General features: G+C 71.2%; 29 protein-coding genes. 7 read left to right on the top strand and 22 right to left on the bottom strand.

What is annotated here, in order from left to right; genetic code table 11:
- Positions 1–2: 2 nt before the first annotated feature.
- A complete protein-coding gene (locus AB0H62_RS15315; RefSeq protein ID WP_360586502.1) occupies positions 3–1,559 on the bottom strand; it encodes an MDR family MFS transporter in 1,557 nt (518 codons plus the stop codon).
- Between the two features lie 286 nt (positions 1,560–1,845).
- Positions 1,846–2,454, bottom strand: a complete 609-nt coding sequence (locus tag AB0H62_RS15310; protein ID WP_220242338.1) for a TetR/AcrR family transcriptional regulator — start codon at positions 2,452–2,454, stop codon at positions 1,846–1,848.
- Positions 2,455–2,555: 101 nt separating this feature from the next.
- On the opposite strand from AB0H62_RS15310, the gene AB0H62_RS15305 reads away from it, so the two are divergent.
- Together AB0H62_RS15305 and AB0H62_RS15300 are read left to right on the top strand one after the other, a co-directional pair.
- On the top strand, positions 2,556–3,299 hold the full coding sequence (locus AB0H62_RS15305) for an SDR family NAD(P)-dependent oxidoreductase (protein WP_360586499.1): 744 nt from the start codon (positions 2,556–2,558) through the stop codon (positions 3,297–3,299).
- Between the two features lie 195 nt (positions 3,300–3,494).
- Positions 3,495–4,733: an LCP family protein gene (locus AB0H62_RS15300; RefSeq protein ID WP_220242336.1), complete on the top strand. Its 1,239-nt coding sequence runs from the start codon at positions 3,495–3,497 to the stop codon at positions 4,731–4,733.
- Between the two features lie 20 nt (positions 4,734–4,753).
- Here the strand turns inward: AB0H62_RS15300 and AB0H62_RS15295 are convergent, their stop codons facing one another.
- The 7 genes from AB0H62_RS15295 to AB0H62_RS15265 all read right to left on the bottom strand — a co-directional run bounded on the left by AB0H62_RS15295 (position 4,754) and on the right by AB0H62_RS15265 (position 11,247).
- Positions 4,754–5,959, bottom strand: a complete 1,206-nt coding sequence (locus AB0H62_RS15295; protein ID WP_360586497.1) for an acyl-CoA dehydrogenase family protein — start codon at positions 5,957–5,959, stop codon at positions 4,754–4,756.
- A gap of 1 nt (position 5,960) precedes the next feature.
- Positions 5,961–6,929 carry a 3-hydroxyacyl-CoA dehydrogenase NAD-binding domain-containing protein gene (locus AB0H62_RS15290; protein WP_220242334.1) on the bottom strand — a complete coding sequence of 323 codons (969 nt, stop codon included), beginning with the start codon at positions 6,927–6,929 and terminating at the stop codon, positions 5,961–5,963.
- 2 nt (positions 6,930–6,931) lie between these two features.
- Positions 6,932–7,672, bottom strand: a complete 741-nt coding sequence (locus AB0H62_RS15285) for an acetoacetate decarboxylase (RefSeq protein ID WP_360586495.1) — start codon at positions 7,670–7,672, stop codon at positions 6,932–6,934.
- A 5-nt stretch (positions 7,673–7,677) separates the two neighbouring features.
- Entirely contained in the window at positions 7,678–8,442 is a 765-nt protein-coding gene (locus tag AB0H62_RS15280; protein ID WP_360586493.1) for a crotonase/enoyl-CoA hydratase family protein, read from the bottom strand.
- A 34-nt stretch (positions 8,443–8,476) separates the two neighbouring features.
- On the bottom strand, positions 8,477–9,637 hold the full coding sequence (locus tag AB0H62_RS15275; RefSeq protein ID WP_360586491.1) for a CoA transferase: 1,161 nt from the start codon (positions 9,635–9,637) through the stop codon (positions 8,477–8,479).
- A gap of 125 nt (positions 9,638–9,762) precedes the next feature.
- Positions 9,763–10,671, bottom strand: coding sequence for a LysR family transcriptional regulator (locus tag AB0H62_RS15270; RefSeq protein ID WP_360586489.1), 909 nt, complete (start codon positions 10,669–10,671; stop codon positions 9,763–9,765).
- Between the two features lie 9 nt (positions 10,672–10,680).
- The gene (locus AB0H62_RS15265) at positions 10,681–11,247 is read right to left on the bottom strand and encodes a TetR/AcrR family transcriptional regulator (RefSeq protein ID WP_220242329.1); all 567 of its coding nucleotides are present in this window, start codon (positions 11,245–11,247) and stop codon (positions 10,681–10,683) included.
- A 56-nt stretch (positions 11,248–11,303) separates the two neighbouring features.
- Between AB0H62_RS15265 and AB0H62_RS15260 the strand changes: the two genes are divergently transcribed.
- Complete coding sequence (locus tag AB0H62_RS15260) at positions 11,304–11,705, top strand: ester cyclase (RefSeq protein WP_220242328.1); 402 nt, start codon at positions 11,304–11,306, stop codon at positions 11,703–11,705.
- Here AB0H62_RS15260 and AB0H62_RS15255 read toward each other — a convergent pair.
- From AB0H62_RS15255 to AB0H62_RS15205, 11 genes are all read right to left on the bottom strand, one after another.
- Positions 11,659–13,041, bottom strand: a complete 1,383-nt coding sequence (locus tag AB0H62_RS15255) for a HAMP domain-containing sensor histidine kinase (protein ID WP_220242327.1) — start codon at positions 13,039–13,041, stop codon at positions 11,659–11,661. The genes AB0H62_RS15260 and AB0H62_RS15255 overlap by 47 nt on opposite strands.
- A complete protein-coding gene (locus AB0H62_RS15250; RefSeq protein WP_360586486.1) occupies positions 13,038–13,724 on the bottom strand; it encodes a response regulator transcription factor in 687 nt (228 codons plus the stop codon). Before AB0H62_RS15250 ends, AB0H62_RS15255 begins: the two co-directional genes overlap by 4 nt.
- Positions 13,725–14,114: 390 nt before the next feature.
- Complete coding sequence (locus tag AB0H62_RS15245; RefSeq protein WP_220242325.1) at positions 14,115–14,303, bottom strand: hypothetical protein; 189 nt, start codon at positions 14,301–14,303, stop codon at positions 14,115–14,117.
- Complete coding sequence (locus AB0H62_RS15240) at positions 14,300–14,734, bottom strand: hypothetical protein (RefSeq protein ID WP_220242324.1); 435 nt, start codon at positions 14,732–14,734, stop codon at positions 14,300–14,302. Before AB0H62_RS15240 ends, AB0H62_RS15245 begins: the two co-directional genes overlap by 4 nt.
- Before the next feature lie 110 nt (positions 14,735–14,844).
- Positions 14,845–15,996 (bottom strand): M20 family metallopeptidase, encoded by a 1,152-nt coding sequence (locus tag AB0H62_RS15235; protein ID WP_360586483.1) that lies wholly within the window; start codon positions 15,994–15,996, stop codon positions 14,845–14,847.
- On the bottom strand, positions 15,993–16,991 hold the full coding sequence (locus AB0H62_RS15230; protein ID WP_360586481.1) for a 2-dehydropantoate 2-reductase: 999 nt from the start codon (positions 16,989–16,991) through the stop codon (positions 15,993–15,995). The genes AB0H62_RS15235 and AB0H62_RS15230 overlap by 4 nt, the downstream gene beginning before the upstream one ends.
- Positions 16,984–17,775 carry an SDR family oxidoreductase gene (locus AB0H62_RS15225; protein ID WP_220242321.1) on the bottom strand — a complete coding sequence of 264 codons (792 nt, stop codon included), beginning with the start codon at positions 17,773–17,775 and terminating at the stop codon, positions 16,984–16,986. The genes AB0H62_RS15230 and AB0H62_RS15225 overlap by 8 nt, the downstream gene beginning before the upstream one ends.
- Positions 17,775–19,073 carry an MFS transporter gene (locus AB0H62_RS15220; protein WP_220242320.1) on the bottom strand — a complete coding sequence of 433 codons (1,299 nt, stop codon included), beginning with the start codon at positions 19,071–19,073 and terminating at the stop codon, positions 17,775–17,777. The genes AB0H62_RS15225 and AB0H62_RS15220 overlap by 1 nt, the downstream gene beginning before the upstream one ends.
- A complete protein-coding gene (locus AB0H62_RS15215; protein WP_220242319.1) occupies positions 19,070–19,966 on the bottom strand; it encodes a polysaccharide deacetylase in 897 nt (298 codons plus the stop codon). Before AB0H62_RS15215 ends, AB0H62_RS15220 begins: the two co-directional genes overlap by 4 nt.
- A complete protein-coding gene (locus AB0H62_RS15210) occupies positions 19,963–20,973 on the bottom strand; it encodes an Lrp/AsnC family transcriptional regulator (protein ID WP_220242318.1) in 1,011 nt (336 codons plus the stop codon). Before AB0H62_RS15210 ends, AB0H62_RS15215 begins: the two co-directional genes overlap by 4 nt.
- A 38-nt stretch (positions 20,974–21,011) precedes the next feature.
- The gene (locus tag AB0H62_RS15205) at positions 21,012–21,569 is read right to left on the bottom strand and encodes a TetR/AcrR family transcriptional regulator (RefSeq protein WP_220242317.1); all 558 of its coding nucleotides are present in this window, start codon (positions 21,567–21,569) and stop codon (positions 21,012–21,014) included.
- 50 nt (positions 21,570–21,619) lie between these two features.
- On the opposite strand from AB0H62_RS15205, the gene AB0H62_RS15200 reads away from it, so the two are divergent.
- Both AB0H62_RS15200 and AB0H62_RS15195 read left to right on the top strand, forming a co-directional pair.
- Positions 21,620–22,054 (top strand): SRPBCC family protein, encoded by a 435-nt coding sequence (locus AB0H62_RS15200; protein ID WP_266118105.1) that lies wholly within the window; start codon positions 21,620–21,622, stop codon positions 22,052–22,054.
- A gap of 116 nt (positions 22,055–22,170) precedes the next feature.
- Positions 22,171–22,542: a helix-turn-helix domain-containing protein gene (locus AB0H62_RS15195; protein ID WP_220242315.1), complete on the top strand. Its 372-nt coding sequence runs from the start codon at positions 22,171–22,173 to the stop codon at positions 22,540–22,542.
- Positions 22,543–22,586: 44 nt separating this feature from the next.
- On the opposite strand, the gene AB0H62_RS15190 is transcribed toward AB0H62_RS15195, so the two are convergent.
- Together AB0H62_RS15190 and AB0H62_RS15185 are read right to left on the bottom strand one after the other, a co-directional pair.
- Positions 22,587–23,237 carry a response regulator transcription factor gene (locus AB0H62_RS15190; RefSeq protein ID WP_360586477.1) on the bottom strand — a complete coding sequence of 217 codons (651 nt, stop codon included), beginning with the start codon at positions 23,235–23,237 and terminating at the stop codon, positions 22,587–22,589.
- A complete protein-coding gene (locus AB0H62_RS15185) occupies positions 23,234–24,445 on the bottom strand; it encodes a histidine kinase (protein ID WP_360586475.1) in 1,212 nt (403 codons plus the stop codon). The genes AB0H62_RS15190 and AB0H62_RS15185 overlap by 4 nt, the downstream gene beginning before the upstream one ends.
- Positions 24,446–24,601: 156 nt before the next feature.
- Here AB0H62_RS15185 and AB0H62_RS15180 point away from each other — a divergent pair, with 156 nt between their 5' ends.
- Complete coding sequence (locus tag AB0H62_RS15180; protein WP_255638201.1) at positions 24,602–26,068, top strand: glycosyltransferase family 39 protein; 1,467 nt, start codon at positions 24,602–24,604, stop codon at positions 26,066–26,068.
- Positions 26,065–26,679 carry a GPP34 family phosphoprotein gene (locus AB0H62_RS15175; RefSeq protein WP_220242313.1) on the top strand — a complete coding sequence of 205 codons (615 nt, stop codon included), beginning with the start codon at positions 26,065–26,067 and terminating at the stop codon, positions 26,677–26,679. Before AB0H62_RS15180 ends, AB0H62_RS15175 begins: the two co-directional genes overlap by 4 nt.
- The last annotated feature ends 6 nt before the right edge of the window (positions 26,680–26,685 follow it).

Genomic DNA, 26,685 nt, shown 5'->3' with positions numbered 1-26,685 from the left:
GCTCAGGCGGCTTCCTCCGCGAGTCGTTCGAGACCGCTCTGGGTCTTCAGCGGCAGGTGCTTGAGGAACGCCACCGCCACCACCACGAGCAGCGCGATCGGCGCGGCGATGAGGAACAGGTCGCTCGTCGCGGTGCCGTAGGCCTCGCGGATCACGTTCGCGATCGGCGCGGGCAGGTCGGCCAGGTTCGGCACCTTCTCGCTGCCGCCGCTGCTCATCGCCGGCATCGGGCCGAGGCCCTCGGTGATCAGCGTCGTGACCCGGCTGGCCAGCACGGCACCCAGCGCGCTCACCCCGATCGAGCCGCCGAGGCTGCGGAAGAACGACAGCGTGGAGGTCGCCGCGCCGAGGTCGTGGGCGGGCACGTCGTTCTGCGTCACCAGCACCAGGTTCTGCATGAGCATGCCGACCCCGACGCCCAGCACCAGCATGAACAGGCTCAGTTCCAGCACGCTGGTGTGGGCGTCGATGAGCCCGAGCAGCCCGAGGCCCACGGTCAGCAGCACGGCACCCAGGACCAGGTGGCCCTTCCACCGCCCGGTGCGGCTGATCAGCTGGCCCGACACGGTGGAGGACACCAGCAGCCCGAAGATCATCGGCAGGCTCATCAGGCCGGCGACTGTCGGCGACTTGCCGAGCGAGAGCTGGAAGTACTGCGACAGGAACACCGTGCCGCCGAACATCGCGACACCCACGAAGAAGCTCGCGATCGTGGTCAGCGAAACCGTGCGGTTGCGGAACAGGCGCAGCGGGATGATCGGCTCGCGCACCTTCGTCTCCACGAACACCGCGACCGCCAGCACCACGACGCCGACCGGCACGAGCACGCCCGTCTGCCAGGAGCCCCACGCGAACGACGAGCCGGCGAGCGACGACCACACGAGCAAAGTGGACACCCCGAGCATGATCAGGAACGCCCCGAGCCAGTCCACGTGCGCCTCGCGCCGGATCGTCGGCAGCTTGAGGGTGCGCTGCAGCAGCAGGATCGCGGCGAGCGCGAACGGCACGCCGAGGAAGAAGCACCAGCGCCAGCCGAGCCACGAGGTGTCCACGAGCACGCCGCCGATCAGCGGCCCGGCCACGGTGCCCACGGCGAAGACGGCGCCGAAGATGCCGGAGAACTTGCCGAGCTCACGCGGAGACACGATCGCCGCCATGATCACCTGCGCCAGCGCCGTGAGGCCACCGCCGCCGATGCCCTGCGCGATGCGGCTCACGATGAGCAGCTCGATGTTCGGCGCGAAGCCGGCCACCAGCGAGCCCACCACGAACAGCCCGAGCGACAGCTGGATCAGCAGCTTCTTGTTGTAGAGGTCGGAAAGCTTGCCCCACAGCGGAACCGTCGCCGTCATCGCGAGCAGCTCCGTGGTCACCACCCAGGTGTAGGAAGACTGCGAGCCGCCCAGCTCGGACACGATCCGCGGCAGCGCGTTGGCCACCACGGTGGAGGCGAGGATGGCGACGAAGATGCCCATCATCAGCCCCGACATCGCCTGCAGCACCTGCTGCCGACTCATCGCGCCCGAGGCGGCGGGCGCCTCGGTTTCGGACACGGTCATGGAGATCCCCTCGGAGAGTGCTCGGGTGGGTCGGGTGGGACTTCGGCTCGGCCCGGTTCGGTCCGAGCGCGGGTTCGGTGGAAACGGCGGAGTGCGCTTCAGCGCGGGTCGGGTCGGTCCGGGTTCAGGCCGGTTGGGTCGCTGGGCGCGCGGGTGGTGAAGCGCGGGCGGCGGTGTCGGGTGCGGCGTGCGGTGTCGTGGTGGGCGTGCGGTGGCATGCCATGCGGTGCAGCGGGAGCGGAGTGCAAGTGGTGTGGCGAGTGCTTCCGGTCGCGGTCGTGGCGGTTCAGCGCGGATCGGCGAGCCCGGCGGCCAGTGCGGCCACCGCCTCGTCGACGAGGTCGAGCAGCGGGCGCGAACCCCCGAGGTCGCGCCAGAGCATGAGCGAGGCGTTGATCGCGGCGCCGACGGCGGAGAACAGCAGCGACGGGAAGAGATCCTTCGCCGGGTCCGTGCCGCTGCGCCGGGCGACTGCGGCGATCGCAGGCTCGACGACGTCGGTGCTCAGGGACAGGGCCCGCAGCGTCAGGCCCGGGTTCTCCTTGATGATCCGGATCCGCGTGAGCCACTCGTCGCGGTTCTCGTCGATCTCCGCGAGGTCTTCGCGCGCGGCGGCGACCACTGCCTCGAGCGTGCTCAGCTCCGGCGGCAGCTCGGCGAGCCGGTCGATGAGGCGCCGGCTGCGCTCGGCCCGGTCGGCGTGCGCGATCACCACGGCGTCCTCTTTGGACGCGAAGTAGTTGAAGAAGGTACGCGCGGAAACCCCCGCCTCCGCCGCGATGTCCTCCACCGTCACATGGTCCAGACCGCGTTCGCCGACGAGCCGCACGGCGACGGTCGAGAGCGTGCGGTGGGTTTCGAGCTTCTTGCGCTCGCGCAGGCCGGGAGAGGACACGCCGACGAGCGTAGCGCGAAACTTTCACAATCTGCAAAGTTGCAGTTTGTGAAACAGGCCACCTCGGGCAGGCCCTGAGCGGGGCTGGCAGACTGCCGCGCGTGAGCGGAACGGTGCTGGTGCTGGGCGGACGCAGCGAGATCGGGACGGCGGTCGCGCAGCGGCTGGCCGCGGGCGGGGCGAAGCGGTTCGTGCTGGCCGCGCGACCGGGCGCCGACCTGACGGAGCAGGTCACGACGCTGCGAGCGGCCGGCGCCGAGGTGGTCGAGACCGCGGGGTTCGACGCCGACGACCTGGCCGGGCACCGCCCGTTCCTCGACCGCGTCGTCGCCGAGCACGGTCCGCTGGACGTCGTCGTGCTCGCCTTCGGCATCCTCGGCGACCAGGCCCGCGCGGAGGCCGACGCCGAGCACGCCACGGCGATCGTGCACACAGACTACGTCGCCCAGGTGGCCGTCCTCACCCACACGGCCGAACTGCTGCGCGCGCAAGGCTCGGGCAGCCTCGTGGTGTTCTCCTCCGTCGCGGGCGTCCGCGTGCGGCGCGCCAACTACGTCTACGGCTCGGCCAAGGCCGGGCTCGACGGCTTCGCCTGCGGGCTCGCCGACGCGCTGTACGGCACCGGCGTGCACCTGCTTCTCGTGCGGCCCGGCTTCGTGATCGGCCGGATGACCGAGGGCATGTCGCCGGCGCCGTTCTCCAGCACGCCCGACCAGGTGGCCGACGCGACCGTCGCGGCGCTGCGGCGCCGGCGCGCGGTCGTCTGGGTGCCGGGAGTGCTCCGTCCGGTCTTCGCGGTGATTCGCCTGTTGCCGCGTGCGGTGTGGCGGCGCATGCCGCGCTGAGCGGACTCCTCGTATCCGTCGCGCCACGCGGTGTCGCGGAACCCCGTGGCGTGGCTCACTTTCGGCCCAGCGCAGGTCGGCCGAACGGGCATCATCACATCTTTGCGACAGGATTCTCAGGCTATTCCCAGCTAACGCGGTGATCCTCGAAGAAGGCCCTCTCGGGCTCTTTCTGGGAAGCAAGGGGATTCTGTCGTGCTGCTCACGTCCCGGGGCCGCCGGATCGGCGGCCGTTTCGTGCTGGGGGTGGTGTCGACGCTGGTGCTGGGTGCCACCGGGTACGCGTGGTCGCAGCTGCACCGGCTCGACACCGGGATCGTCACGGCCGACGTCATCCCGCCCGCCGCGCAGGTTCCCGAAACACCGACCGGACAACCGCTGCAGGTGGCGCAGAACATCCTCCTTGTCGGACTCGACTCGCGCACCGATGCCAACGGGAACCCGTTGCCACAGAACGTGCTCGACTCGTTGCACGCCGGCAGCGGCGACGACGGCGGCAGCACCACCGACACGATGATCGTGGTCCACGTGCCGGCGGGCGGCGCGGCCGCCACGGCGATCTCCATCCCGCGTGACTCCTATGTGGACGTCCCGGGATACGGCAAACACAAGATCAACTCGGCCTACAGCCGGGCGCGGGCGTCCGCGCGTTCGCACCTGTCGGGCCAGGGCCTCAGCGGTCCGCAGCTCGAGGTGGCCGCCGACGCCGAGGGCGCGAAGTCCGCGATCGCCACCGTCGAAGAGCTCACCGGGCTCACGATCAACCACTACGCGGCGGTGAACCTCGCCGGGTTCGCGGCGCTGAGCCAGGCCGTCGGCGGCGTGCAGGTGTGCCTGAACAACCCGGTGCACGACTCCTATTCCGGCGCGAACTTCCCGGCCGGCCCGCAGACGCTGTCCGGTGCTCAGGCGCTCGCGTTCGTGCGGCAGCGCCACGGCCTGCCCAACGGTGACCTCGACCGCATCGCTCGCCAGCAGGCGTTCCTGGCCGGCATGGCGAAGAACGTGCTCGGCGGGGGCACGCTGACCAGCCCGGACAAGCTGTCGGCCCTCGTCGACGCGTTGCAGGGTTCGGTCGTGCTCGACAAGGGCTGGGACGTGCTGAGCTTCGCGCAGCAGCTGCACGGCATCAGCTCCGGCGCCATCGCGTTCGTCACGATCCCGGTGCAGAGCCTGTCGCTGGCCACGCCGGCCGACGGTGACGCGGTGAAGGTCAGCCCGCAGCAGGTCAAGACGTTCGTGCAGAACCAGCTGAGCTCGTCGTCGGTGTCGGCCTCCGGCGGATCCGGCGAGACCAGCTCACCGCCTGGCACGCACGGCGGAGGGGTGAAGCCGATCGCCGTCACGAAGTCCGTGAACCCGCCTTCGGACACGCCTGCCGGCGGAACGCCACAACAGCCGGTGGCGACGAACGCCACCGGCTGCGTGAACTGACCGCAGATCACCCTGCGCCATCAGACAAAGGCGCTCTGCCCCGTGATCGCCTTGCCCACGATGAGCGTGTTCATCTCGCGGGTGCCCTCGAAGGAGTAGATGGCTTCCGCGTCGGCGAAGAACCGCGCGATGTCGTGGTCGAGCACGATGCCGTTGCCGCCGAAGATCTCCCGGCCCCAGGCCACGACCTCGCGCATCCGCGAGGTGACGAACGCCTTGGCGAGAGAGGAGTGCTCGTCCTTGAAGATCCCGGCGTCCTGCAGGCGGGCCAGCTGCACGAGCATGCCCCACGACGCGGTGATGTTGCCGAGGCTCTTCACCAGCAGGTCCTGCACCAGCTGGAACCGCGCGATCGGACGGCCGAACTGCTTGCGCTCCTTCGCGTAGTCCAGAGCGAGCTCGTAGGCGCCGATCATCACGCCCAGCGCCTGCCACGCGACGCCGCCGCGGGTGGCGCGCAGGATCTCGGCGACGTCGCGGAAGGAGTCGATGCCCTGCAGGCGGTTCGCCTCCGGCACGCGCACGTCGGTGAGGGTGATCTCGGCGTTCTCGACGATGCGGAACGCGATCTTGTTCTCGATCTTGACCGGCGAGAAGCCCGGCGTGCCCTTCTCGACGACGAAGCCCTTCACGTTGTTGTCGTCGACGTCGCGCGCCCAGACCACCACGTAGTCGGCGAAGGTCGCGTTGCCGATCCAGCGCTTGGCGCCGTTGAGGATCCAGGTGTTCCCCTCTCCCTCAGTAGATACACGCTGCGCCGTGGTGCGCATACCACCGGCCACATCGGACCCGCCGAGCGGTTCGGTCATGGCGAACGCGCCGATCTTGTCCATCGCGGCCATTTCGGGGAGCCAGCGGTCGCGCTGTTCCTGGCTGCCGCCGGAGTAGATCGAGTACATCGCGAGTCCGTTGTGGACACCGAAGAACGTGGCGACCGAGGCGTCGGTGCGGCTCATCTCCATGGCCATCATCCCGGTGAGCAGGTGGCTGGTGGCGGCGCGGTGCTCGCCGTAGCCCTCGTACGGCAGACCCGCGAGGCCGCTCTCGCGGAACTTCGCGATCAGCTCCTTCGGGAAGGTACCGGCGGCCCAGTTCTCGTTCACCAGCGGCTTGACCTCGTCGCGCATGAAACCGCGGGCCTTGACGAGCAGCTTGCGCTCTTCGTCGCTCAGCAGGGCTTCGTAGTCGTAGAAGTCGGCGACGAGCTGGTCTTCAAGAGTGGCCATGTCAGTTCTCCTCCTTGCTGTCCGCGCTGTCCAATGCGGACAGAACGGCGAGTTGCTTGCGGTCGCGCGCCTCGGCGAGTTCCGAGTACGTGGAGGAGCCGTAAGCCTTTTCGACGGCTTCGACGAGCCGTTCGGTTTCTTCCGGGGTCTGCGAGGGCTGCCCGAGGCCGGCCCACATCTTCTTCATCGACGGGCCGATGTGCTCGGCCATGTGCCGGTAACCGCCGGGGCCGCCGCCCAGGTGCGAGCCGAGGAACGGCCCGACCGTGGCCCAGCGGATGCCGAGCGAGTTGGTCATCACCTTGTCGAGGTCCTCGGGCGTGACCACACCCTGCTCGACGAGGTAGATCGCCTCGCGGCTCAGCGCGTTCTGCAGGCGGTTGCCGACGAAACCGGGGATTTCCTTGCGCTCCACCACCGGTACGCGGCCGAGGAACGTGTAGAAGTCGACGGCCGCCTGGGTCGCGTCCTCGCCGGTGCGCTCGCCGGGCACGACCTCGACGAGCGGGATGAGGTGCGGCGGGTTGAACGGGTGTCCGATGAGGACCCGACTCGCGTCGGCCAGCTCGCCGGTGAAGGCGGTCGACGGGATCGCCGACGACGAGCTCAGCAGCAGCGCGTGTTTCGGCGCGGCTTCCACGAGCGTGGTGAAAAGGTCCTTTTTGAACTCGACGCTCTCCGGGCCGTTCTCCTGCACCACGTCGGCGTCGCGCACGGCTTCTTCGACACTGCCGGCGATCTGCACGCGGTCGGCCAGCCCGGTGACGTCGAGGCCCTGTGCGGCCAGGTGCGGGGTGAACTCGGCCAGCGCCGCGGCGACGGCTTCGGCCAGGTCGGGGCGCGGGTCGGTGACCTTGACGGTGAGGCCGTGGCCGGCGAACAAGGCGGTCCAGGACAGGCCGATGGTGCCGGCCCCGATGACGGCTGCCCTGTTGAACTCGGTGGCGCTGTGGAACTCGGTGGTGCTCATGGTCAAGCTCCCTTGAGGTAGTCGTGGACCGGCGTGACGGGGGCGAGGGTCAGGTCGGTGAGAATGTGGCTCGCGGAGACGATCTCGCGCACCGGCAGGTCGGCCAGCGGCGCCAGCACGTGCTCGAACAGCTGCAGCCGTGCGGGTCCGGTCCAGGCCTCCTTCACGACCACGTCGGTGATCTCGGTCCGCACGAGCTCCATCACGCGGGGCGCGCCGTCGTAGCCGGGGATGATCTTCAGCATGAACGTCGGCACGGTGATCTGCGCTTCGGCGGCCTCGATGTCCAGCGCGAAGTGCTTGTAGCCCATGGTCGCGGTGGCCACGCGAAGCGTGCCGTAATCCAGCGCGCCGACGAGCGCGCCGTTGTCGACATAGAGGTTCGGCGCCCCGATGGTCTTCGGGTAGGCGCTGACCTCGCGTCCCGACGCGGTGGCCGGGAAGTTGTCGAGGTACATCGCGTGCAGGTACTCGCCGCGCTCACCGTCGAAGGTGACCGGGATGGCCTGGCCCGACTCGGTGTAGGGGCCGTAGCCGCTCACGTCGCCCATCTTCATGACCTCGAAGCGCACCAGCGGCTCTTCGATCTGCAGCGGCTCCGGAACGACGGCGCGCAGGGCCTCGGGGTCGGTGCGGTAGACGATGTTGAGGTACTCGCGGTTGGTGAACCGCGGCACCATCGGCGCGAACGCGGGGTTCACGAGTGGCGTGGTCACGTGCCGCAGGACGTCTTCTTGCTTCATGGTCGTCACCGTCCGGTCCACTGGGGCGCGCGGCGCTCGGCGAAGGCGGTCATGCCCTCGCGGACGTCGGCGGAGGTCATCAGGGTCTTGAGCTCTTCACGCTGCGCGGCGAACGCCTCGGGCTCGGAGATCCCGTCGGCGGCGCGCACGATCTTCTTCACCGCGGCCAGTGCGAGCGGCGCGTTCCGCGCGACCAGCTCGGCCAGTTGCAGCGCGACGGCGGTGGCTTCACCCGGGGCGACCACGCGGTTGGCCAGGCCGAGCTCGCCGGCTTTCGTGCCGGTGATCGGTTCGCCGGTCAGCAGCAGCTCCATCGCGAGGTGGTGCGGGAGACGCTTCGGCAGGCGGATCACGCCGCCGCCCCCGGCGATCAGGCCGCGCTTCACTTCAGGCAGCCCGAACTTCGCGTCTTCGCCGGCGACGACCAGGTCGCAGCTCAGCGCGAGCTCGAACCCGCCGCCCATGGCCCAGCCCTCGACCGCGGCGATCAGCGGTTTGGTCAGCTCGGCCTCGGTCAGTCCGCCGAACCCGCGGCCCGGGATCTCCGGGTTCTCACCGGCCAGCGCGGCCTTGATGTCCATTCCGGCGCTGAAGGTGCCTTCGGCGCCGGTGAGGACGCCCGCCCGCAGCGTCGGGTCGCTCTCCAGGGTGTCCAGCGCTTCCGCCAGCCCGGCCGCGACGGCCGCGTTCACGGCGTTGCGTGCCTGTGGGCGGTCGATCGTGATCAGCAGCGTGGTGCCGATCCGTTCGGTGCGCACTTCGGTGCTCATGACGTCACTTCTTTTCTTGTGTGACCGGGGGTGTTCAGCGGGCGGCGAGCTCGGCCAGCACGGCGGCGGTGTCCTGGCCGGCGACCGGCGCCGGGCGACGGATCGAGCCGGGAGTGGCGGAGAAGCGCACCGGGATGCCGACCGTGCGGATGGTGCCCTCGGTCGGGTGCTCGACGGTGTCGAGCAGGTGACCCTCACGCACGTAGGAGTCTTCGTGGGCGCGGTCCAGTTCGAGGACCGGCGCGAACGGGATGCTGTGCTTGGCGCAGACCTCGGCCCACTCGGCGGTGGTGAGCGCGGGCGCGCACTCGTCGATGAGCTCCGCGAGGGCGTCGACGTCGGCGTTGTCGATCGCCTCGCCGTTCACGCGCGGGTCCTCGACCAGGTCGGCGCGCCCGGCGGCGGCGAAGAAGTCGCGGAAGTTCTGCGGGTTGTAGGGGATCACGCAGGCGAGGCCGTCCTTCGTCGGCGCCGCGCGGTGGCCCTGCGACATCGACAGCGGGAAGCCCGTCGGGCCCTGCGCCGGCTCGAACACGTGTCCGGCGAGGTGCTCGACCAGGTTGAACGCGATGAGCGTGTCGGTCATCGGGATCTCGATCTGCTGGCCCTCGCCGGTGCGGTCGCGGTGGTGCAGCGCGGCGAGCACCGTGTAGACGATCGTCAGAGACGAAACCTTGTCGCCGAGGATGGTCGGGAGGTACACCGGCTTGCCGATCGCGCGGTTCGCGATGTCGACCAGGCCCGAGGCGGCCTGCACGGTCTCGTCGTACGCGGCGTTGCCCGCGCGGTCGGAGTCGCTGCGGAAGCCCTGCGCGTGGGCGTAGATCAGGCCCGGGTTGCGCTTCGCGACCTCGGCGTAGTCCATTCCGAGCCGCGCCAGGGCGCCGGGGCGCATGTTCGTGATCAGCACGTCGGCGGTGTCGATCAGCGCCAGCGCCTGCTCGCGCTCGCCGGCGTCCTTGAGGTTCAGGGCGACGCTGCGCTTGTTGCGGTTCACGTTGAGGTTGAGCGGGGTCATCCCCGGCGTGGTGCGGTACTGGCCCACCCGGACGGTGTCGGCTGGGGACTCGATCTTGATCACGTCGGCGCCCAGGTCAGCGAGGATCTGTGCCGCGTACGGACCCATCACCACGGTCGAGAGGTCGATCACGCGCACCCCGTCCAGCGGCCCGGTGGCGGTGTTCTGCTCGTCCATCTTCGATCCTTTCGCACCTGCTGTTCTTGCTCTGCCACCGAAGTTAGTAGCGCAGGTGAAGAAAGGGAATGATCATGTCGCGAAAAATGGTATGACCGCAGTGATCACACCATTCTTGTGCTGTTTCAGTTGGTCAGGGGTTCGGCGAAGATCTCGCGCGCGGCGGCGACGAGCTCGGCCAGGTCGCCGCTGTCGCCCCGGTCACGTCGCCAGAGCAGGTTTGTCTCCAGCTCAGGACGGAAATCGGTGAACGGCAGCACGGCGACGTTCTCGAGGCGGTAGAGGTGCATGGGGCTGGCCTCGTCGAGCATGGAAATGGAAAACGCCAGCCCGGAGGAAATGATTTCCGAGACGCCCGAATATCCGGTTTTCGCCAGTTTGAGCCGCTTCTTGATGCCCAAGGACATCAATTGCCGGTCGAGCTGCTCGAAATAGGCCGGTGTCGAATCCTCGGGTGAGGCGATGTAGGCGAACCCGGACAGCTCGGCCAGGCTCACCGAGTCCCGGCCGGTGAACTGGTCGGCCGGCACCACGGCGCCGAGCCGCTCGGACATCGCCGGCACTGCTTCGAGCGCCGGGTCGGTCACGGGCATGCGCGCCAGCGTCAACGCGAGCCGCCCGTCGAGCACGGCGTCGACGAGGTCGGGGCTGGGGCCGGGCCAGCGCTTGAGCTCGAACCGCTCGCGCACCCGCTCGGCCAGCGCCGTGACGCGGTCGCGCAGGTCCGGGTGCACACCCGCGGGCATGCCGAGGAACACCGTGCTGCGCTGGGGTTTCGCCGCCTCGCGCAGCCGCCACGGGATGGAGTTCACCTGCTCCAGCACCTCGCGCGCGATCGGCAGCAGTGCGGTGCTAGCGACGGTGAGGGTGACGTGGTGCGTGCTGCGGTCGAACAGCTTCTGCCCGAGCTCGTGCTCGAGGTCCTTGATCCGCTGGCTCAACGGCGACGCGGCCATGTGGAGCCGCCGCGCGGCCGCCGAGAAGTTCAACTCTTCGGCGACGGCCACGAAGTAGCGCAGGTGCAGCATTTCCACGACGTGAGCTTAACCCGTGCGAGCTTGACCGGCGTCTGCTTGACCGGCGCCGGTGCTGCCCCGGCGGATGACGCGCAGCAGCCGTTCGGTGCGGGGTTTTTCCGCGCCGGACAAGGCGATTCCCGTCGCGAGCACCAGCAGGTCGAGGGGTTCGACTTCGTCGGTGAGGCCGGCGCGGGTGGCCAGGGCGGTGGCTGTGTCGGTCATCACCCCGTGCCAGTGGGCAAAAAGTACCTCGCGGTCGCTGCCGGGATCGTCCGTTATGGACAGTGCGAGGTCGCGTTTGTCCCGGACGTGGTCGACGAAGAGTCCGAGCCACGCGAACAGCGCGGCTTCGGGGTCCTCGTGCGCCAGCAGGGCCTCGCCCTCGGCTCGGAGTGTCTCGACCTCTTCGGCGTAGACCGCCGCGAGCAGGTCGCGGCGCCGGGGGAAGTGGCGGTACAGCGTGGCGTTGCCGATGCCGGCGTGCTTGGCCACGCGGTCCAGTGGCGCGTCGCTGCCCTCGGCGGCGAACACCTCGCGGGCGGCGCGCACGAGCTGCGCCCGGTTGTCGCGTGCGTCGGCCCGTGGTGTCACGGCCGGCCTCCTCGGGGGTTGCTAAGTGGGGAGTTCCCCACTTAGAGTACGCGGCCATGACCAGCGAACTCACCCCGGCCGAGGTGCACCGCCGGATCGTCGAGACGGCGTTCACCGAAGAGGGCCTCAAGTACGTGGACCCGGACGTCATCGATCACCGCGGCGGCGCCGGGGGAGATCACGTCGGCATCGCCGCGTGGCGGGAGAAGTGGGCTGCGATCAGCCGCGGCGAGTTCCTCGCGGACTTCCGCGACCTGGCGGTGCGCGTCGAGCAGAACGTGAGCGACGGCGAGTTCTCCGTGAACCGCTACACGAGCACCGGCACGCAGGCCTCCACCGGTCGTTCGTACGCCGTGACCAGCATGGACATGGTCCGGGTGCGCGACGGGCGGATCGTCGAGCACTGGGCGCTCATGGACGTGATGGACCGGGCGGCGCAGCTGCGAGCGGGAGCGTGATCGTGAACGCGGCGCCGCCCTCAGGAGCCGGCCCGGCCCGGAGCGCCCCGCCCATGCGCTCGACCAGGCCGTGGACCAGGGCCAGGCCGATGCCGGAGCCGACGGGGCGGCGGTCGCGGTAGCGCCTGTTGAGCACGCCGCGCTCGAAGGCCACGGCGTAGTCCTCCGGCGCGAGGCCGGGCCCGCCGTCGCGCACGGCAAGGTGCGCGTGGCCCTGGTCCACGACCAGGGAGAACACCATCGGGGCGCCGGCCGGGGTCACGCGCAGGGCGTTCTCCGCGAGGCCGTCGACCACCTGCTGCAGCCGGCGCACGTCGGCGGTGACGAGCACCGGTGCGGCGGGGGAATCGACGTAGAGAGGCACGTTTTCGCGTTCGCAGCGCAGCTGCCAGACCTGCGCGCGGTCGGTGACGAGCGCGGCCAGGTCGAGCGTCGCGAGGTCGAGGCGGAACTCGTCGGCGCCGAGGCGGGCGAGTTCGAGCAGGTCGCTCACCAGCCGTTCGAGCCGCTGCGCCTCGCGGTGGATGGTCTCGCCCGCGCGGCGCGCGTCGGGGCCCTCGGCGACGCCGTCGGCGATGGCCTCGGCGAAGCCGGTCACCGCGGTGAGCGGGGTGCGCAGCTCGTGGGACACCGACAGCAGGAACTCCCGCTGGCGCGCCTCGCTGTGGGCCAGGGCGTCGGCCAATTCGTTGAGCGAGCCGGCGACCTCGGCGACCTCGACGGGTCCTTCCACGGGCACGCGCACGTCACGCCGGCCGGTGCGCAGGCTGACCGCCGCGGCCGCAGCCTTCCGCAGGGGCCGGCCGAGCAGCCGTCCGGACGCGTACCCGGCGACGGCCGCGACGAGCAGCCCGATGCCCAGTGCCAGCGCGATGTTGCGCACCAGCGCGCGCTGCGTCGCCTCACCGCTGCGCGCGGGCTGGACCAGCGCGAACGCCGCCGCGCGCGGGCCGACGGCACGGACCTCCACGAGGTATTGCTGCCCGTCCACCGTCACGCGGTCCGACTGGTTCGCGCCCGACGCGAGCCCGGCCCGTTCGGCCACTCGGGTCGACGTCGCGTCGCCCACGTCCTGACCGCCCGGGCGCCGCACGACCACGGCGATGCCCTGGCCGCGCACCACGTCGGCGACCTTGCCGACGCCGAGGCGGTTGCCGATGCCGGTGTCGTCGAGCTGCGTGGCGACCACGTCGGCCTGGGCTTTCAACGACTGCTGCAGCACGGTGTCGGCGGTCGTGCGCACGAGCCGCGTCGCCACCAGGCCCGAGACGATCACGGCGATCCCCGCCACCGCCAGGCACACGACCGTGATGCGCAGCGCGAGCGTGCCCCTCATCCGGCGTCCGCCGCGTAGCCGATGCCGCGCACCGTCCTGATCGGACTGTGCTCGCCGAGCTTCGCGCGCAGCTGAGCCACGTGCACGTCGACCGTGCGGGTGCCCGCCGCGGCGGAGTAGCCCCACACGGCGGACAGCAGCTGGTCGCGCGAGAGCACGTGGCCGGGGTGGCGGACGAGGTGGGTGAGCAGGTCGAACTCCGTGGACGTCAGCGTGATCTCCTGCCCGCCCGCCCACGCGCGGCGGCTCGTCACGTCGACGCGCGCGCCACCGCATTCGAAGGTCTCCGCGGCCGGCGTGCCCCCGGACGCACGGCGCAGCACCGTGCGCACGCGGGCCGCCAGCTCGCGCGGGCTGAAGGGTTTGGTGAGGTAGTCGTCGGCGCCGATCTCGAGGCCGAGCAGGCGGTCGAGCTCGTCGTCTCGCGCGGTGACGAACAGGACCGGCGTCCAGTCGCCGGCCGCGCGCAACGCCTTGCAGATTTCGATCCCGTCCATTCCGGACAGTCCGATGTCGAGCACCACTGCCACCGGCTTGAGCCGGCGGACGGCCCCCAGCGCGGCCGCGCCGTCGGACTCCACGTGCACCCCGAACCCGTCGCGCCGCAGGTACATCGCGGCGAGTTCGGAGATCGCGGCCTCGTCCTCGACGACGAGGACGAGGCCGCGCCCGGCTGACCCCATGCGGGCTCCCGTTCTCCCTCTCCGCCAACGTCGACCGAGAGGCTACGCGGCTCAGGGCGAGCCGTCGCTCGCGATGTGGGGGACATCGCGGGCTGTGCGACTTGCCGTGAGCCGCCGCCCGCGTGGCCTGGGTCGGCGGGCGGTGCCCGCGACGACCGGCTTGTGATGAGCGGTCGGCTGCCACGGCGGCTCAGGGTGAGCCGTGGCCTGCCACTTCGGACTTGCGGTGGGCTGGTGCCCTCGGTGGCTGACTCGCGCCCGCGATGTCAGCCGGGGGCGAGCCGTCGCTGACGATGTCCGTGCCATGGCGGGCTGTTGCCCGTGGCGGCGTGCTTGCGGCGGGCTGTCGCCTGCCATGAACGGCTCGGGGTGAGCCGTTGCCTGCCTGACTCAGGGTGAGCCGTCGCCCGCCATGTCCGACTCGATGCTGTCGAGCGTGGACTGGATGCCGTTGAGCTCGCTCGTCGCCTGTGAGCCCCCGCCCGACGGCGCCGCAGTGTCGCCGCCGTCGCACGCGGTGCACGCGAGCGCCAGGAGCGCGGCCGCCCCGACCGCGGCCGCGAGCCGGGCCGCCCTCACTTCGTGCCCGCGGGCTTGCAGTGCGCCGAGGCGAACGCGTCGAGCTTGCTCTTCGCGTCGCCGAGCTGGCTGATCCGGCTCTGGCGCTTGTCCGCGCGCTTCTGCAACCGGTCGGCTGCCGCGGTGTGGCCCTTGGCCTTCTGGTCGGCCGAGCGCGCCTTGAGGTTCGCGACGGACCCGGCGACCTCGGCGCCGCCGTTGATGCGGTCGGTCAGGTTCTGTGCCCGCTTCTGCAGCTTGGGCACCCACTCGCCGCAGACCTGCTGCGACTCCTCAGGGCTGAGCGTGATCGGGGCCACCGGCGCCGCGCTCGACGACGGGGCCGGTGGAGCGGTGGTGTCCGCCACGGCCAGCGGCGTCACGACCAGCAGCCCGGCCGCGACACCGCCGCCCGCCAACGCCAGCCGCCGGGTCCAGGTGGTTCCTCGCATCGCTTGTTCTCCCTCTCGTGACCGGTGAGTTCCGGGTACGGGCAGTACCTTCTCGTCCGGGTGTACGAGGGGTGTGGGGTGAATGTTCGGGCTTCGTAAAGCCCGGCCGCCTACTCGGTGCCGAGCCGGTGCAGGACCGCGGCCGCCAGCGCGGTGCGTTCGAGCATGCCCTCGACGCTGATGTGCTCGTGACGCGCGTGGGCGCCGTCGCCGACGGCGCCGAAGCCGTCGAGGACCGGGTGGCCCAGGGCGGCCACGAAGTTGCCGTCGCTGGCGCCGCCGACGGAGCATTCGCGCAGGGTCACGCCCAGCTCGGCCGCGAGGTCGCGCGCGAGCTCGTAGAGCCGCGCGATGCCGTCGGAACGCTCCATCACGGGCCGGTTCCAGCCGCCCTCCACGGTGACGGTGGCGCGCGGGTCGTGGGCCGTGATGGCCGCGACGCCCGCGTCGATGCGGGCGGCTTCGGCGGCGCTGGACACGCGCACGTCGATCTCGCCGCGCGCCGCCCCGGCGATCACGTTCTGCCTGCTGCCGCCGGAGATCACACCGACGTTCACGGTGGTCCCGGCGTCGAGGTCGGTCAGCGCGTGCAGCGTCAGGATCGCGCGGGCCAGCTCGTCGATCGCGCTCGCGCCTTTCGTCGGGTCCAGGCCCGCGTGGGATTCCACGCCTTTCGCGCGTGCCTGGAACAGGCCCACGCCTTTGCGGGAGGTCTTCACGGCACCGTCGGCGCTGGCCTCGAACACCAGCGTCGCCTTCGTGCCCGCGGCCGCTTCCTCGATCGTCGGCCGCGAGGCGGGGCTGCCGAGCTCCTCGTCGCCGTTGAGGACCAGCCGGATCGCCGGGCGCGCCACACCGGCGGCGTCGAGCGCGCGCAGCGCCCACACGGCGTGGACCAGGCCCGACTTCATGTCGAAGACGCCGGGCCCGGTCGCGCGGTCGCCGTCGACGGTGAAGGGCCACTCGGCGAGCGTGCCCAGCGGCCACACGGTGTCGTAGTGGCAGAGCAGGAGGACGGGCTGCTCGCCGGCACCGGGGTAGTCGTAGACCTTGATGTCGCCGTGGCGGCCGCCGTCGACGTCGCGCACGGCCGCCGGCTCACCGAGCCGGGAGCGCAGCCAGCCGTCCACCCAGGACAGTCCGCGAGTGAGACTTTCCTTGTCGTCACTGGGAGTCTCGATGCCGACGTACTCGGCGAGGTCGGCGAGCAGGTCGTCGCGGTGCGCGCGCACCCAATCGTGCAGCTCGCGGATCCCGGTCACAGGTGTGCCTCCAGTTCGGTGAGGTGGTCCTCGGACATCGCGGCGCCGGACTCGACGTCGCCGAGGCGTTTCAGCACGGCGTTGAGCAGCGGCAGGCCGATCCCCAGCGCGGCGGCTTCGTCGAGCACCGGCGCGTAGTGGTGGAAGACCTCCACCGGTCGGTGGCGCACGGCGATGTCGCGCCAGATCCCGCTGCGGTCCTTCGGCTGCGTGCGCAGCCAGGCCACCAGCCGGTCCGTCGCCGCTTCGCGCCCGTCCGCGCCCGGCAGGTACGCGGTGGGATCGAACTGGTCGAACGGCTCCAGGACCCGCGAACCGGCCGCGGCGAACACCTCGGCCGCGAGCGCGTGCATCAGCGGCCGGTGCCGGTCGATGAGGTCGGCCATCGGCGCGTCGGCCAGCGCGGTCGTGGTCAGCATCGCGCCGAACCCGAGCTTGGCCCACAGGTAGCCCTCGACGTTCGCGGTCGCCTTCGCCGGGCCCCAGGCCTGCAGATCGGCCACGACTTCCTCGACACGGCCGGTGATCCGGCCGTCGGGCTCGCCGATGACCAGGGCGCCGGCCCCGCCGTCGCGCACCACGCCGGGCTCGGCGACGTCGGCGAACAAGTTCACGAACGCGCCCACCGTGCGCTGCTCGCCGACGAACGACGCGATGAGCTGCTCGTTCAGGCCGTTCTGCAGAGAAACGACGAACCCGTCGGACGCCAGCAGCGGTTCGAGCCACTGCATGGCGTGCTCCGTGGCCTGGGCCTTCACCGCGAGCAGCACGCGGCTCAGCTCCGGCGGCGCCTCGTCGGGAACGAACGCGGGAAGGTCGACGTGCTCCTCACCTTCGGGGCGCACCAGCGTCAGCCCGCGCTCGTTGATCGCGGTCACGTGCGCCGCGTCGGCGTCGACGATCACCACCGGGTGCCCGGCTTTCGCGAGGTGGAACGCCAGCGTCCCGCCGATCGCGCCGCCGCCCACCACTGTGTAAGAGCGGCGCTCAGACATGCGTGCTTCCTCCCGTTTGGACTGGGGTTTCCCCGGACCAGTGCAGCGGCAGGCCCGCCGCACCCGCGGTCGAGCCGCCGTCGACCCGCAGCACCGTGCCGGTGATCCACCCGGCCTCCGGGCCGGCGAGCCAGAACACGGCGTCGGCGATCTCACGCGGCGCACCGCGGCGGCCGAGCGGGTTCACGGACACGGCCGCGGCGTAGGCCTCGGTCACGGGATTGGCTTCGCTGTCGACCGTCACGAACCCGGGGCTTACGGCGTTGACGCGGATGCCGTGCGGACCGAGCTCCACCGCACACGCCTTGGTCGCCATCTCCAGCGCGGCCTTCGACGTCGCGTAGTGCGAGGCGCCGGGCCGGGCGCGGGTGGCCGCGCCGGAGGAGATGTTCACGACCGTGCCGGTGGTGCCGGCGGCCACGTGTTTGCGTCCGAACGCGACGGTGGTGAGCACCGCGGCCCGCACGTTCACGTCCTGCACGCGGTCCCACCGCTGGGCGGTCATGTCGAGCAGGCGCGTGGCGGGGTAGATGCCGGCGGCGTTGACCAGCACGTCGACCGCGCCGGCCGCGTCCACCAGGCCTTCGGCGTAGGCGGCGTCGGCGAGGTCACCGGGCAGCTCGGCCACGGTCACGCCGTGGTCGGCGCGCAGCTTTCCGGCCACTGCGGACAGTTCGGCCGGACGCAGGTCCGACAAAGTCAGCCGGTCGCCCGCGGCGGCGAAGCGGGCCGCGATCGCGGCCCCGATCCCGCCCGCGGCACCGGTGACGAGCACGGTGCGCACTAGAGCTGCTTTCCCTTCGTCTCGGGCATCGTGAGGTAGACCGCGACGCCGATCAGCGCGGCGACGGCGACGTAGATCCACACGAGATCCCCGTGGTGGTTGGCGTTGAGCCAGGTCGTGATGTACGGCGCGGTGCCGCCGAACACGGCGACCGCCAGCGCGTAGGGCAGCCCGATGCCGGTGGTGCGCACCTCGGGCGGGAACTGCTCGGCCATGATCACCGCGCAGTTGGCCGAGTAGCCGACGATCAGCACGAGCCCGATGAGCTCGATCACGAACACACTCCAGAACCCGTTGGCCAGGAAGTGGAACGCGGGCCACGCGAAGATCACGAACCCGGCCGCGAACGCCGTCATCGTGGGTTTGCGGCCGATACGGTCGGAGAGCAGCCCGCCGAAGGGCAGCAGGCAGATGAACACGAGCATCGCCAGCGTGTTGGCCAGCAGCGCCGTCTTGAGCGGGATTCCGGTGGCGAGGTGGGCGTAGGCCGGCATGTAGCTGACCCACACGTAGTAGATGAGCGTGCCCGCGATCGTCACGCCGGCGACGCGCAGCGCCGCGCCCGGGTGGTCGCGGACCATCGCGACGACGGGGTTCCGGCGTGGTTTGGCGGTGATCTTGCCGAACGCTTCCGTCTCGTGCACCGAGCGGCGCAGCCACAGCCCGACCAGGCCCAGCAGCCCGGCGACGCCGAACGCGAGCCGCCAGCCCCAGCCGTGCAGGTCGGAGTCGGACAGCGTCGAGTTGAGGATGGTGCCGAGCAGGGCCGCGATGAGCGAGCCGGCGCCGACGGAGACCTGCTGCCAGGACCCGGCGAACGCCCGGCGTCCGGTGGCGGCCGACTCGATGAGGAACGCCGACGACGAACCGAACTCGCCGCCCGCCGAGAAGCCCTGCACGAGCCGGGCGAGCAGCAGGACGATCGGGGCGCCGACGCCGATCTGGGTGTAGGTGGGGCAGACCGCGATCACGATCGACGCGCCCGCCATCAGCGAGATGGTGAGCGTGAGGCCCTTCTTGCGGCCGCGCCGGTCGGCATACGAGCCGAGCACCGCGCCGCCGATCGGGCGCATCACGAAGCCGACGGCGAACACGGCCAACGTGGACAGCAGCGCCGTGGTTTCGTTGCCGCCGGCGAAGAACTGGCCGGCGAAGATGGGGGAGAAGGTGGCGTACACCGCCCAGTCGACCCACTCGACGGTGTTGCCGATGGAGCCGGCGACGATCGCCTTGCGCTGCTGTGGGTTCAGGCGGTGGGTTTCCGTGGAGATGTCCGAAGTCGATGGCACGGTCGTCATGGCTGCGTCCCTTCGGCCGCGAGGACGTGGTCGACGACCTGGGCGTGGGTGGCGAACCACACGCCTTCGTGGCCGCTGATGTGGTCGAGCAGCTCGGTGAGGATCGCGACGCGTGAGCGGTGCCCGATGATGTGCGGGTGCATGGTGAGCTGGAACAGCCCGCCCTCGGAGTAGGCGGCGTCGAACTCGTCGCGCCAGATCGAGAGCACCCCGCGCGGCGGCGTGTACGGCCGCAGCGAGGCGAAGCGGTCCATCATGAAGTACGGCGCGTCGTCGCGGATCCACTCCACGGGTAGCTCGACGACGCCGGTGGGCTCGCCGTTCTCGAGCAGCTCGTAGCAGTCGTCGTCGGCCATCAGCGAGGAGTCGTACTTCAGGCCGAGCTCGCGGGTGATGGTGAGGGTGTGGGCCGAGAAGTCCCACGACGGCGTGCGGATGCCGACCGGGCGGGTGCCGGTGAGGCGTTCCAGCACGTCGGCGGCCCGGTAGGCGAGGTCGCGCTCCTCGGTCTCGGTGAGGGCGGTGTTGCGTTCGTGGATCCAGCCGTGCAGGGCCACTTCGTGACCGGCGTCCACATAGGACTTGACTTCGCCGTCGTGCAGCAGGGCCGACACGGCGGGGACGAAGAAGGACGCGGGGGCGTTGAAGCGGTCCAGCAGTTTGAGCAGCCGGGGCACGCCGACGCGGGCGCCGTACTCGCCCTGGGCGAGCTTGCCGGGCAGCACCTCGCCGTCGCGCAGGGCGGGCGTCTCGTGGTCGGAGTCGAAGGACAGCGCCACGGCCACTTTCGCACCGCCGGGCCACGACGCCGGGCGCAGTGAGCGGCCGGCGCGGACGTGCTCGACGTGTCCCCGCCACGTCTTCTCGTCCCAGAGCCAAGGTTGTTCGGTCATGCTTCCTCCCGAGTTGCTGCGGCCGCCGGCGTGGGCGACCAGGCGCGTTTGAGGGTCGAGACCTGCAGGGTCACGTCGGCTTCCCGCAGGCCCGGGAGGGCGCCGACGACGTCGGTGGTGTGGCGGTAGAGCTCGCCGTAGTGGCGCAGCACGATCTGGCCGACGAGGTTGAAGCGGCCGGTCGTGGCGCTGAGGTACTTGGTGCCCGGGTGCGCGGCGAGCTGCTGCCCGGCGCGGTCGAGCTCGGCCGGGACGACCGAGAGCCAGAGCATGAACTCGAGGGCGTAGCCGAACATCGCGGGCTCGGCGAGCGTGCGGAAGCGCAGGCAACCACGGCGTACGAGGGAGTCGACGCGGCGCGCGACGGTGGACTCGCTCGTGCCGACCTGGCGCGAGACCTCTTTGAACGACAGCCGGCCGTCTTCGCCGAGGGCGGCGCTGATCGCGAGGTCCAGCTCGTCGAGCTGCTCCGGCGGGCGTTCCCAGTGCTGTTCCTCGAACGGCCGCACCTCGCCGTCGCGCAGCTCGGCCGCCGCTTCCGCGCTGAGCTCGCCGGAGTTCCAGTCGTGGTTGGAGGTGAACGTGCGCATCACGGCGAAGGTCTCGGCGTCGCGAACGTTGTCGGCGGCGGGGAAATCGCCCTGCAGGCGGGCGATTTCGCGGTAGGTGGGGAGCACGAACTCGGCGGAGCAGTCGGCGCTGCCGGCGAGCACCGTGGCGTAGCGGACCTCGGGCCGCGCGGCCAGCGCCTCGGCGACGGCGGCCGCCGTACCGGGCCGGCATCGCAGCCGCGCCAGCACCGGCACGCCGAGACCGCAGCGCAGCACGTCGACCACGCCGATCACGCGCAGCTGGCCGGATTCCGTCAGCTGGCCGGCGCGGCGCAGCACGGTGGACTCGCTCGTGCCCACGTGCCGGGCGATCGCGCCCCACGACGCGCGCCCGTTGAGCTGCAGTGCGGCGACGATGCGCCGATCCAGATCGCTGACTTTGACTTCGTCGGGCACGCCTGCATCGTGGATGCAGGAAAACGTCAAGTCAAGGGTCAGGTCTGCAAGAAACCGGCGTCCTGCAGGGTCAGGAAGCGTTCCATCGCCGCGTCGACGGCTTCACGGTCACCCGTGGTGACGAGGTCGAGCAGCAGCCCGCGCGCCACGGCGAGGCCGAGCCGGGCCTGCGCCGCGCGGTGCTGCTCGGGCACGCCGAGCCGTTCGAGCAGCGCTTCGACGGGCGCGAGCCAGCCGTCGATCACGCCGTCGAGGAACTCCGCCGTGCCGGGCGCGCCGCCGAGGGCTTGACCGTAGAGCTGGAAGAAGAGCTTTTCATTGTGGCGCAGCGCTTCGTCGGTGAGCCGGCGCCAGAACACGCGCGCCAGCTCGTCCGGCGGCAGGCTCGGGTCGAGGTCGGCGAGCACGGCGCGCTGCCGGCGTTCCACCTCGCGCGCGACCTCTGTGAGCAGGCCTTCCTTCGAGCCGAAGTGGTAGATGAGCATTCGGTGGCTCGTGCCGAGCGCCGTCGCGAGCGTGCGGAGGCTCTGGTCCGCCCCGTTCCGCGCGATGTGCTCGACGGCCGCGTCGAGGAGCTTTGCCCTTGCCTCCGCCATGTACCAGATGGTACGTGTACCACGTGGTACACGCTCTTCGAGGAGGCCTGATGCAACGAATCTCGGTCCGGGCCCGCACGTCCGCCGACCCGGCGACGGTCTACGCGCTGCTGCGCGACGGCGAGAGCTGGCCGCGCTGGTCGCCGCTGGGCTCGTTCGAACTGGCCCGCGCGGGTTCGTCGGAACGCGAGGGGCTGGGCGCGCTGCGCGTGTTCCGCACCGGCCGCACGCGCTCGTGCGAGGAGGTGATCGAACTGGTCCCCAACCGCCGGTTCGGCTACGCCCTGCGCAGCGGCCTGCCCCTTCGCGACTACCGCGCCTACGTCGACCTCACGCCGGTCGACGGCGGCACGGAGATCCACTGGCACTCGTCGTTCACGGGCAAAGTGCCGGGGACGGGGTGGTTCTACCGGCTGGTGCTGGGGCGGTTCATCGGCCGCGTGGTGGCGGGTTTGGTGGCGGAGACGTCTCGGGTTGCTCAGTAGGTTTCGGGCGCTCGGGTGTGGGCAGCGCTGCGCTGGGGGTGCGGCGGTGTCCTTGGGGCGTGGTGGCGTCCAGGAGTGTTACTCTCTATGGGAGAGTGACTTCGAGGAGGCCTGTGGTGCTGGGAAACCCTTACGACCGCGACTGCCCGACCCGCCAGCTCCTCGACCGCATCGGCGACCAGTGGACTGTCCTCATCGTCGGCTCCCTCCGCGACGGCCCGCTGCGCTTCACCCAGATCGGCAAACGCGTCGAGGGCATCTCCCAGAAAGTCCTGACGCAAACCCTCCGCAGCCTCGTCCGCGACGGCGTCCTCACGCGCACGGCGTACCCCGTCATCCCACCCCGCGTGGAATACGAACTCACTTCGCTGGGCCGCGACCTGTCCGAGCCCCTCGACATGCTCGACCGCTGGGCCCGCCACCACATGACCCAGGTGACCGCCGCCCGCGAGGCGTTCGACGCGGAACACACTCCCGCGTCGGCTTGACCTGGAGCGGGATTTCGTCGACGCACCATGAAGACCGCTGAATCTCAGCGGCTCACCAACCCGGCCTCATGCGCCAGCAACCCCGCCTGCGTCCGGTTCGCGCACTCCAGCTTCACCAGCATCCGCGACACATAACTCTTCACCGTGGCCTCCGCGAGGTGGAGGCGGGCGGCGATGTCCGCATTGGACAGTCCCTCGCCGAGGCAGGTGAGGACGTCGCGTTCGCGGTCGGTGAGGGCGCCGGCGCGGCGGAGGGCCGAGTCGGTGCGGGCGTGGCCGTCGGCTGACAGCGCGACGAGGCGGCGGGCCGCGGAGGGGGACAGGACGGTGTGGCCGTCGGCGGCGACGCGGACGAGGCCGATGAGGTCTTCGGGCGGCGTGGATTTCACGAGGAAGCCCGCGGCGCCCGCGCGCAGCGCTCGGATGACGTAGGTGTCGGCGTCGAAGGTGGTCAGGGCGACGACCGCGGGTGGGTTCGGCAACTGCACGATGCGGGCGATGGCCGTGAGACCGTCGACGCCCGGCATGCGCAGGTCCATGAGCACGACGTCGGGGCGATGCCGGACGACGGCCTCGACCGCTTCGGCGCCGTCGGAAGCCGAGGCGACCACCGTGAGGTCCTCGGCCGAGCCCAGAATCGTGCGCAGGTGCGCGCAGACCATCGGCTCGTCGTCGGCCACGACCACCGTGATCACCGGGGAGCACCTTCCGTCGTCGGGACGTAGGCGGGAAGTATCGCACCGACGCGGAATCCGCCGCCGGGCTCGGGGCCGGACTCGAGCTGCCCGCCGACGAGCTCGACGCGTTGCCGCAGCCCGCTCAGCCCGGCGCCCGAGCCGCTGCCGGCGAGCGTCGGGTCGGGCGGCAGGCACCCGCGGGTGTTGGTGACGAACACGTCGAGACCACCCGAGTGGTACCGCAGCGACACGGCGGCCGCCGAACCCGGCGCGTGCTTGCGGACGTTCGTCAGCGCCTCCTGCACCACGCGGTACGCGGTGCGCGCCACCGTCGGCGACACCTGGTCCGGGTCCCCGCTCATCGAAAGCTCCGTGGCCACGCCGACGGCCATCGACTCGGCCACCAGGTCCGCCGGCGAAGCGACCGGGGCCGGTGAAGCGGCCGGGGGCTCGATGCTCGAACCGTCGCGCAGCACGCCCACCAGATCACGCAGCTCGTCGAGCGCGTGCGCGCCCTCGCGGCGGATGTCCTCGGCCGCGGAGCGCACGGCCGGGTCCGTCGACACCACGCCGAGCGCGCCCGCGTGCAGCACCATCAGGCTCAGCCGGTGGGTCACCACGTCGTGCATCTCGCCCGCGAGCCGCCGCCGTTCCTCGGCGCGGGCTCGCTCGGCGAGCAGGTGCTGCTCGCGTTCGGCGCGCTCGGCCCGGTCCCGCAGCGAACGCAGCAGCTGCCGGCGCGCCTCGAAGTACAGCGCCACCGCCACGGGCAACGCGGTGCTCAGCAGCCCGAACGGCGTCGTGTTCCACGCGGGGTCCCACGGCCGCGTCGCCAGCACCGCCAGCACACCGCCGATCCACAGCAACTGCCGCCGGTCCATCACGCGCGGGAGCTGGCTCAGCACCACCGGCGTCACGGTCGGCACGGTCATCAGGCTCGGCTGGTCGGCGGGCACCAGCAGCCCGGGCCAGAACAGATCCGACGCCAGCATCGCCAGCGACGCCACCACGAGCACCCCGGCCACCGCGTCGGGGAAGCGGAACACCGCGAGCAGCGAAAGGTCGCACGCGAGGCGCAGCGCCAGCCCGGCGTACGGCCCGAAGGCCCCGCTCGTCGGCCCGGCCCAGTGCAGCGCGAAGTCGAGCCCGGCGAACAGGAGCGCCGCGGTCAGCAGCCAGCCCATTTCGGCCGGGCGGGGCCAGGTTCCACGCCGCACTTCGCTCACCCCGTCACGGTAACGGCTGGTCCGGACCGCCGCGGCGGAATCGCACCGGCCGGGGGAGGATCCGCAACGAAAGTTGCGCGCGGGACAACATTCGTCGTCCGCATCGGCTACCGATCACCGTTACGCCGACCCGGGCCGGCGCGGTGGACTCGGATCATGACGAGCCTCATGACGAGCCGCGAGACCAGCACGGGGGAGATCGCCCCGTTCGCCCGGCTGCCGGTGCTCACCGTGGCCGCGCTGGCGGCGGCGCTGCTCGTGCTCACGAGCGTCCGCTACGCGCACGGGTTCGACGAGCTCTATTTCCTGGTGGCTGGTCGAGATCATCCGGCCTGGGGGTATTTCGACCAGCCACCGCTCGTCCCGCTGCTCGCGGGCACGCTCGACCGCCTGTTCCCCGGTTCGCTGCTCGCGTTCCGGCTGCCGATGGCGCTCGCGGTCGGCGCCGGCGTGGTGGTCACCGCGCTGATCGCCCGCGAACTGGGTGGCCGCCGCCCGGCGCAGCTGATGGCGGGCGGGCTGTCCGCGACGTCCAACCTGGTCGTCCTCAGCCACTGGGTCTCCACCTACGCGCTGGATCCGTTCCTGTGGACGGTCGTCGTTTTCCTGCTGGTCCGCTGGACCCGCACGCGCCGCGACGGCCTGCTGGTGTGGGCGGGCGCGGTCACGGCGGTGTCGCTGGAGGTCAAGTTCCTCATCCCCGCGCTGTGGGCCGCCGTGCTGGTGTCCGCGGCCGTCCTCGGTCCACGCCGCCTGCTGAGCCGCCCGAAGCTGTGGCTGGGCGCGCTGATCGCGGTGGTCGCCACGATCCCCGCGCTCGTCTGGCAGGCCACGCACGACTGGCCGTACGCGCACATGGCCGACGTCGTCGCCGCCGAGTTCCCCGGCTACTTCGCCTTCGCGCGCGACGGGCTGCTCGGCGCGGGCATGGGCGTCGGCGTGCCGGCCCTGCTCTACGGGGTGTGGCGCCTGTTCCGCTCGCCCGAGCTGCGGCCGTACCGCTACCTTGCCTTGGCGTTGCTGCTGGTAACCGTCGCGGTGGTGCTGACCCACGGCCGTTCGTACTACCTGATGAGCCTCTACGCGTTGCCGTTCGCGGCCGCGGCCACGGAGCTGAGCCGGCGCGACCTGGTGCGCTGGTGGCGGATCCCGGTGGGGATCGCGTTCGGGCTGTCGGCCGCCGTCACCGTGGCCGCGCTGCCGGTGTGGCCGGCGTCGGTCACGGCGACGTCGTTCGGGCCGTTTTCGCTCGGCACGGTGTTCGCGGGCGGCGAGACGGCGCAGAAGCAGGTCGCCGACGTCGTGGGGCAGACGTACTCGTCGCTGCCACCCGGGGTGAAGGCGCAGACGGCGGTGTACGCGGAGATCTACCCGTTCGCCGCGGCCGTCGAGTACTACGGCCCGCGATACGGGATCACCGAAGTCTACAGTGGACACCGCGGATACTGGTACTTCGACCGGCCACCGGACCAGGCGCGGGACGTGCTTTTCACCGGCTTCGACCCGACGCTGCTGAAGCCCTACTTCGCGTCGGTGACCGAGGTCGTACCAGGACTTATTTGGCTCTACACCGGAAGGACGCAGTCGTGGGACCAGATCTGGCCGTTGGTGAAACGGCAATGACCCCCTCGCTGGCCGCCCAGGCCTACCTGCTCGCGTGCGACCCGGACCAGGGCCGCGTCCGCAGACGCAGCCACGCCGCGCTGCTCGTGCGCGCTTCCGCCGTCACCGACCTCCTGCTGCGCGGCCACCTGACGGTCACCGGCGGCCGCGTCTCGGCGACCGGCGACGGCCCCACCGGCGACCTGCTGCTCGACGACCTGCTCACCGACCTCGCCGACGCGGGCCCGACCCGCTGGCGACGCCTGCTGCGCCGCGACTCGGCCGACACCCTCCACTCCCTGGAGCTGCAGCTGGCCGCCGCGGGACTCCTGCGGTCGCACGTCACGCCGGTGCTGCGCCGGAAGGTTTTCCGCCTGGACGATCGGTTGCGGGCCGATGAGGTCCGCGCCACTGTGGACCGAGCGCTGCGCGTGCCCTTGTCCGAAGTGGACACCCGCGCCGCCGCGCTGACCGCCCTCGCCGCGGCGGCCCAGGTGGGGTTCACCCGCCGCTCGTCCCGCCGCCACGCCGCGCGCCTCGCGGAGCTGGACGAGGCCGTGGGCCCGGCGGTGCCGGCGCTGCGCGGACTGCTGCGCACTCGCCGGGCGGCGACCATGGCGGGTGGGAGCTGAGCGGAT

It is taken from the genome of Amycolatopsis sp. NPDC050768 (genome assembly GCF_040654155.1).
Classification (GTDB): Bacteria; Actinomycetota; Actinomycetes; order Mycobacteriales; family Pseudonocardiaceae; genus Amycolatopsis.
This window is presented reverse-complemented; position numbering and strand designations above follow the sequence as displayed.

Bases quoted from the DNA above. Each gene is read 5' to 3' on its own strand.
- AB0H62_RS15200 (WP_266118105.1), top strand. From the start codon at position 21,620: ATGCAACGAATCTCGGTCCGGGCCCGCACGTCCGCCGACCCGGCGACG.
- AB0H62_RS15175 (WP_220242313.1), top strand. From the start codon at position 26,065: ATGACCCCCTCGCTGGCCGCCCAGGCCTACCTGCTCGCGTGCGACCCG.
- AB0H62_RS15275 (WP_360586491.1), bottom strand. From the start codon at position 9,637: ATGGACGAGCAGAACACCGCCACCGGGCCGCTGGACGGGGTGCGCGTG.
- AB0H62_RS15295 (WP_360586497.1), bottom strand. From the start codon at position 5,959: ATGGCCACTCTTGAAGACCAGCTCGTCGCCGACTTCTACGACTACGAA.
- AB0H62_RS15180 (WP_255638201.1), top strand. From the start codon at position 24,602: ATGACGAGCCTCATGACGAGCCGCGAGACCAGCACGGGGGAGATCGCC.
- AB0H62_RS15220 (WP_220242320.1), bottom strand. From the start codon at position 19,073: ATGACGACCGTGCCATCGACTTCGGACATCTCCACGGAAACCCACCGC.
- AB0H62_RS15290 (WP_220242334.1), bottom strand. From the start codon at position 6,929: ATGAGCACCACCGAGTTCCACAGCGCCACCGAGTTCAACAGGGCAGCC.
- AB0H62_RS15255 (WP_220242327.1), bottom strand. From the start codon at position 13,041: ATGAGGGGCACGCTCGCGCTGCGCATCACGGTCGTGTGCCTGGCGGTG.
- AB0H62_RS15205 (WP_220242317.1), bottom strand. From the start codon at position 21,569: ATGGCGGAGGCAAGGGCAAAGCTCCTCGACGCGGCCGTCGAGCACATC.
- AB0H62_RS15260 (WP_220242328.1), top strand. From the start codon at position 11,304: ATGACCAGCGAACTCACCCCGGCCGAGGTGCACCGCCGGATCGTCGAG.
- AB0H62_RS15280 (WP_360586493.1), bottom strand. From the start codon at position 8,442: ATGAGCACCGAAGTGCGCACCGAACGGATCGGCACCACGCTGCTGATC.
- AB0H62_RS15285 (WP_360586495.1), bottom strand. From the start codon at position 7,672: ATGAAGCAAGAAGACGTCCTGCGGCACGTGACCACGCCACTCGTGAAC.
- AB0H62_RS15240 (WP_220242324.1), bottom strand. From the start codon at position 14,734: ATGCGAGGAACCACCTGGACCCGGCGGCTGGCGTTGGCGGGCGGCGGT.
- AB0H62_RS15315 (WP_360586502.1), bottom strand. From the start codon at position 1,559: ATGACCGTGTCCGAAACCGAGGCGCCCGCCGCCTCGGGCGCGATGAGT.
- AB0H62_RS15215 (WP_220242319.1), bottom strand. From the start codon at position 19,966: ATGACCGAACAACCTTGGCTCTGGGACGAGAAGACGTGGCGGGGACAC.
- AB0H62_RS15250 (WP_360586486.1), bottom strand. From the start codon at position 13,724: ATGGGGTCAGCCGGGCGCGGCCTCGTCCTCGTCGTCGAGGACGAGGCC.
- AB0H62_RS15230 (WP_360586481.1), bottom strand. From the start codon at position 16,991: ATGTCTGAGCGCCGCTCTTACACAGTGGTGGGCGGCGGCGCGATCGGC.